Below are 6,495 nucleotides of genomic sequence, written 5' to 3'. Positions count from 1 at the left end.
TTTCAATTAAGGTAATTAATCATTCTGGAATTCAAATCGTTATAAAGAATTTACCAACTATTTTTGGCCACATGGCCCATAAAAGGAATAACTACTTTTTATTTAACGGTAGCACACGCTACCGTTAACAAAGCGCCCCGCAGGGGTCAATGAACCTTACGAACTTTATAAACCTTACGAACCTTCAAACTATACCAATTTTATAAACTCATTTTCATCGCCTCCACGATTTTCACGGCTTCCACGGCTTCTCGCACATCATGAACCCGGAGAATATGTGCCCCTTTCAACAGGGAGATCGTGTTCAGCACGGTTGTTCCATTTAATGCCTCTTGGGGTGTAACCTCCAGTAAACGCCAAATCATTGATTTCCGGGAGATTCCCACCAATAAAGGATAACCCAAATCCAGGAAGGACTCCATTTTATCCATCAATTCATAATTATGGGCTACGGTCTTTCCAAAACCGAATCCTTGATCCAATATTATATTATTAAATCCCAAAGCATTTAAACGAGTAATCCGTTCCGTGAAAAACTCCCGAACCTCACGCACGACGTCATCGTAATGAGGATTAACCTGCATATCCTGAGGTGTTCCCTGAATGTGCATCATGATATAAGGAAGTCCCAATTCCGCCACCGTCTCGAACATCTTGTCATCCATCGTTCCCCCGGAAACATCATTAATGATTATCGGTCCGAGACAATGACTGATCTCTTTCGCCACGTCGGCCCGGAATGTATCGATCGATACCGGAAGATGTGGGTGATACTTACGAATCAATTCCACGGCAAAACTCAACCGGGATAACTCCTCCTGAGCGTCCACGAACGCAGCCCCCGGACGGGTTGAATACGCCCCGACATCAATAATCCCGGCACCTTGTTCCACGATCTCATCCACCCGTTCCATGATCTTCAACTCGCTCGTGTACTTTCCCCCATCATAAAAAGAATCCGGTGTCACGTTCAATATACCCATCACCACGGGTTTCTCCAAGCTAACCTTTTCCGCTCCGATCGTTATATGTGTCATAATTTTCAACTTTCGATTTCCAATATTCAATTATTTGAGTACTTTTACAGGACAAATTAACAATTTATTTTTCAGATTTCATTATCAAAAATAAATAGAGTATGCCAAATACAGCACAAGAATATGATAAAGTGATAGATATATGTCAGGATATCTTCGTGAAGAAAATGCAGGACTACGGGACAGCCTGGAGAATACTCCGCCCGACCTCCATCACCGACCAGATCTATATCAAAGCAAACCGTATACGCAGTATTGAAGAAAAGGGGATTACGAAAGTCGGGGAAGGTATTGTTCCCGAATTTATCGGGATCATCAACTATTCCATTATGGGACTGATCCAACTCCAACTCGGACCGGGTAACGACACCCCCCAAGATGAAGTCCTTCGCCTGTATCAAAATTATTTTCATAAAGCGAAGGAACTGATGCTTGCCAAGAATCACGATTACGATGAAGCCTGGCGGGAGATGCGGGTCAGTTCGTACACCGACCTGATTCTGATGAAGATTAACCGTACGAAACAGATAGAAGATCACCAAGGTACCACGATCATATCGGAAGGTATCGATGCAAATTACTTCGACATGGTAAATTACGCCGTTTTCGGGTTGATTCGCCTTGTCGTGGAGCAAGAGTAAGGTCTAACCGGAAAATAAACAAACATGAGACTCGTCAAAAACCTGTGCAGGATTATTGTCGGGATAGTATTCATCTATTCCGGATTCGTGAAAGGAATTGACCCGTTAGGATCTGATTACAAATTCACTGACTACTTTAACGCTTTCGGCATGGGCTGGATGAACGCAACCACGTTGTTTTTCTCATTCGCCCTCTCGCTGGCTGAATTTCTGATCGGAATTGCCCTGTTGTTTAATTTATGGGTATCCCGTATGGCATGGGGGGCTCTTCTATTCATGGCTTTTTTCACCCCACTGACCCTCGTATTGGCACTGACGAATCCAGTGAGTGACTGCGGTTGTTTCGGGGATGCCATGATCCTGACAAACTGGCAAACCTTTTGGAAGAATATCATTTTGCTCTTGTTGGCCATCATGATCTTCGTGTACCGCAAGGAATACAAATCATCGCTTTCTTTCATGGGACAATTTTCGTTTCTCTCCCTGGCAGGAGCCGGAATGCTATGTCTTTCCATCTATTGCTATCGTCACTTGCCCGTACTGGATTTCCGTCCTTACGCTGTCGGCAAGAATATCACGGAAGGCATGAGACTTCCCGAAGGAGCCGAACCGGATCAATACGAAGTCACACTAAAGTACAAGAATAAGCAAACCGGAGAGGTCCGGTCTTTCACGGAAGAAAACTACCCGTGGCAAGACACGTTGAACTGGGAATACGAGAGTAGCTCGGAGCGACTGGTAAAGAAAGGGTACATCACACCGATTCATGACCTTGTAATCGAACACCCCACGCTTGGTAACATCACAGAAGAAATTCTGGAAGACGATAATCACACGATCCTCGCCGTAGCATACAACCTTAACCAGAGCGCTACACAATATCAACCCGCCATCAACCGACTGGCGGAGTACGCCCGGGAAAAAGGGATTCGTTTCTACGGATTAACCTCATCCTCGGAACGGGATATTGAAGCATATAAAAAGCGGAATCACGTTCCCTATGAATTTTGTACGGCTGACGAGATTCAGTTAAAAACCATGATTCGCTCTAACCCCGGCGTGATCATTCTCCGAGAAGGCACAATTCTCGACAAATGGGCTGGAAAAGATGTTCCCGACGTGAAAGAATTACAAGATACCGACTTGACAGCTTATTGCGTGTATTCAAGGGAACAAATGCAACGAATTTATTTGGTTTACTCCATTATCCTTCTTTTCTTTGTAGCATATTTACTGATTCCACGTAGAAAAGGGAAAAGAAACAATTAAGCACAAACAATTCAAAACATAAAGATATGAGAAAAAAGATTGTAGCAGGTAACTGGAAAATGAACAAAACCTTCGCTGAAGGAGTTGAATTGGCTAGAGAAGTGAATGATTACGTGAGATATAAAGAAGGCGGAGAAGGCGTTCTTGTTGTTCTCGGTACTCCCTTTATCCACTTGGCAAAAGTGGCTCATAACATCACAGAATCTTCCATCATGGTTGCTGCCCAAAATTGCGCAACGGAAAAAGCCGGAGCCTACACGGGTGAGATCTCAGCTGAAATGATAGCTTCCACTGGTGCTAAATGCGTGATCTTAGGACACTCTGAAAGAAGAAGCTACTATGGCGAAACAAGTCCTATTCTCGTGAAGAAGGTTGCACAAGCCCTAGACAGCAAGTTGGAAATCATCTTCTGCGTGGGTGAAGTACTGGAAGAAAGAGAATCCGAGAAACATTTCGAAGTTGTGAAACAACAGTTGACCGACGGTCTCTTCAATCTTACCCCGGAACAATTCGCTCATGTGGTAATCGCTTACGAACCGGTTTGGGCTATCGGTACCGGTAAAACCGCTACTCCCGATCAGGCACAAGAAATGCACGCCTTCATCCGTTCTGTTGTAGCAGAAAAATACGGACAAGCCGTAGCTGATGAAACTTCAATCCTTTACGGAGGAAGCTGTAACGCAGGAAATGCCGACGCTATTTTCTCCAATCCGGACGTAGATGGTGGACTTATCGGTGGTGCATCTCTGAAAGCGGCAGATTTCTTCGAAATCATCAAAGCGAGAGCAAGACATTAAATAAAGGGCGAAAAGCCCTTTTAGTTCATAAAGTTTATAAGGTTCATAAAGTCCAAAGTGACAGGTGTCCTTCGGACTGTGTTTAACGGCAGCACTAGCTGCCGTTGGTAAAGCTCCCCTCAGGAGTCCACGGACCTTATAAACTTTATGAACCTTATGAACTTTACAAACTCTTATTTCTCTTCCTCAAATCCCTTATAAAAGGTGGAACCAGGCACACGATTAGCTGTGCCCGAGGCCAGCGTAGACAACGCTGGAAACAGATCATCGCCAAGCCAATAAATAACGTAGCTCCCACGAGAACCTGCAAAGGCAACCACAACAAACCTTCTTCGGGAATGATCATCGGAATCAAAGCAACAGCTCCCGCCGGGGCAAAGAACTTTCCTAGAAATTCAAACAAAGAAAACATACAAAGAAAAATCGGGAGTACAACCACAACTTCCGGTAAATGCAAGTATTTATGTCCCACGATCTGAAAGAACACGCCAATAACAGCCGCCGTGAACAAGACCAATAAAACTTGTACGGGACGATTGCGGAACCCGGCCTTCGAATTGGCAAACTCCACGTAAGTCACAATCAACGGAGGAAGAATGAAGTACAAATTTCTCGTATAGATGGCCAATGCAGCAACCGCTATCACTGTCACCAATAAAAACGACCAACGTACCAAGCTATCCTTCCAATGGACAATCACGGGAGTATAAGTCACCCTCTCCCGTAATCCAACTTTCTCCATCCCCCATTGTCCACCAACAACAATAACCGACATAACAAGTACAGCTACCGGATAAACCCAACTTTCCGTGCCCAATAACACAGGTAACATACAGGCAGAAATCTGCGGTACCAAAGTTGCACGAAATAACGTGAGGCAGACTGCGGCAAAAATAAAGGCAAACGCCAGATTCACAAGCAAGGGGAAAGGAGAATAACGTACTATACACACACCTGCCACAGCACCTAAAATCATGAGAACGACCATACTTGCCCGACTCACCTGCCACACCCGTTTATCCACGATCCACATACCGATTGTCAAGGCTGCCATTTCCGGAAAGATAATTTCCCTTTCCATCAACAGTTCTGCAGCACCAATCATTAGCAAAATCATTAACAAGGCGTAAAAATAGCGTTTACGCTGTGCCACGTCTCCGAACATTTGCTTTCCACTTGCACTTTTCAGCATTCTAAAATCTCTCTTTATTCATTATTTTACGACAAAAGTACACAAAATAATCCGTAATTATCATATGTTAATTTTTCTCCGTTTTATTCGACCTACCTTTGCCGAGCTAAAAAAATTATATATACATGCAACGAGACAGTATAGATTTTGGTTCAATGAAAGTCGGACAGTTGTTCTGTAAACAACTATTCCCGACCTTGCTGGGTATGGTTTTCTCGGCTTTATTCGTGATCACCGACGGGGTTTTCGTCGGTCGTGGAATTGGTAGCGACGCTTTAGCCGCGGTAAATATTGCCGCCCCATTATTCGTGTTCGCTGCCGGAATGGGATTAATGTTTGGTATGGGCGGGGCAATCGTGGCATCGATCAACCTGGCCCGGGGAAAAGAACGTGTGGCTAACATCAATGCCACGCAAGCAACGCTTGTTTCTTTTATCGGCATGACGTTAGTATCTATCCTTGTCATGGCTTTCCCGACATCTGTGGCTCGAATCCTCGGAGCTCCCGAAGATATTATTGAGCTGGCACGGGAATACCTGATTGCTTATGCCGCTTTTGCCATGTTTCAGACGGCACTCTGTGTACTTACTTTCTTCACCCGCATTGACGGGCCTAAAATAGCCATGTGGTGCATGACGATCTCCACGGTAATCAACATCGTACTCGACTATCTGTTTATATTCATGTATAAATGGGGATTGACGGGAGCTGCCGTGGCCACGGGTATCGGTGAAATCGTGGGTTGCCTTCTTATGGTTGTCTATTTATTACGCTATTCTCCTCGTGTCCGTCTCGGCAAATTAAAGTTCAGCCGGAAGAGTATACAACTCACGGCACGTAATAGCGGATATATCATTCGTCTGGGATTCTCGGCATTCTTGGGAGAGGCAGCTATCGGTGTGATGATGCTGACCGGGAACTATGTGTTCGTGAGTTACCTCGGTACGGACGGAGTGGCGGCATTCAGTATCATGTGTTACTTCTTCCCGATCATATTTATGGTTTTCAATGCCATCATCCAGTCGGCCCAACCTATTATCAGTTTCAATCACGGATGTGCGGCACACGATCGTGCACAGCAAGCACTCCGATTGGCATTGATAGCAACGATTGCAACAGGCTTGTTTTTCCTGGTTCTCACGATTTTACTACGGGAACAAATCGTATCCCTGTTCATTGCAGACCACACAAACAACGCCTGGAAATATGCCGTGTACGGGATTCCATTTTTCTCGATATGCTATGTTTTTTTCGGAATTAACATCACCTCCATCGGATATTACATGAGTATCGAAAAATCACGGTTGGCAACGATATTTACCGTTTTAAGAGGGATCATTTTACCAGTGGTTTGCTTCTTCCTCCTGCCATTATGGTTAGGAATCAAAGGGATCTGGCTAGCGGTAGCCGTGGCAGAATTTATCACGTTTGCCGTGATTTGTATAAATGCGATGTGTAAAAGAGTTTGAAGGGAGTGTCCCCAAAGTCATTTTATTTCAAAAAACTCCTCCGTCACTTCGTGCCACCTCCTCTATAAACAGAGGAGGAGCTGGTGACTC

The 6,495-nt window shown here is 44.7% G+C and carries 6 protein-coding genes; 4 read left to right on the top strand and 2 right to left on the bottom strand.

Annotated features, from left to right (window positions below; translation table 11 throughout):
* Positions 1–200 precede the first annotated feature (200 nt).
* The gene (gene folP / locus AB5542_RS20915; protein WP_279041067.1) at positions 201–1,037 is read right to left on the bottom strand and encodes a dihydropteroate synthase; all 837 of its coding nucleotides are present in this window, start codon (positions 1,035–1,037) and stop codon (positions 201–203) included.
* A gap of 101 nt (positions 1,038–1,138) precedes the next feature.
* Between folP and AB5542_RS20910 the strand changes: the two genes are divergently transcribed.
* From AB5542_RS20910 to tpiA, 3 genes are read left to right on the top strand one after another with little or no spacing between them, the layout of a single operon-like run.
* Positions 1,139–1,678, top strand: a complete 540-nt coding sequence (locus AB5542_RS20910; protein ID WP_027201166.1) for a DUF1599 domain-containing protein — start codon at positions 1,139–1,141, stop codon at positions 1,676–1,678.
* 24 nt (positions 1,679–1,702) lie between these two features.
* Entirely contained in the window at positions 1,703–2,947 is a 1,245-nt protein-coding gene (locus tag AB5542_RS20905) for a BT_3928 family protein (RefSeq protein ID WP_279041065.1), read from the top strand.
* Between the two features lie 26 nt (positions 2,948–2,973).
* Positions 2,974–3,744 (top strand): triose-phosphate isomerase, encoded by a 771-nt coding sequence (gene tpiA / locus AB5542_RS20900; RefSeq protein WP_087419890.1) that lies wholly within the window; start codon positions 2,974–2,976, stop codon positions 3,742–3,744.
* A 163-nt stretch (positions 3,745–3,907) separates the two neighbouring features.
* Here tpiA and AB5542_RS20895 read toward each other — a convergent pair whose 3' ends face one another.
* A complete protein-coding gene (locus AB5542_RS20895) occupies positions 3,908–4,936 on the bottom strand; it encodes an HPP family protein (protein WP_279041063.1) in 1,029 nt (342 codons plus the stop codon).
* A 125-nt stretch (positions 4,937–5,061) separates the two neighbouring features.
* Here AB5542_RS20895 and AB5542_RS20890 point away from each other — a divergent pair, with 125 nt between their 5' ends.
* Positions 5,062–6,405, top strand: coding sequence for an MATE family efflux transporter (locus AB5542_RS20890; RefSeq protein WP_279041061.1), 1,344 nt, complete (start codon positions 5,062–5,064; stop codon positions 6,403–6,405).
* Positions 6,406–6,495 lie beyond the last annotated feature (90 nt).

The organism is Butyricimonas sp. RTP31003st1_G1_RTP31003_210430 (assembly GCF_040920905.1).
In the GTDB taxonomy this organism is placed as follows: domain Bacteria; phylum Bacteroidota; class Bacteroidia; order Bacteroidales; family Marinifilaceae; genus Butyricimonas; species Butyricimonas paravirosa.
Note: the sequence above shows the minus strand (reverse complement) of the source record. Positions and strands in the feature narration are given on the sequence as shown.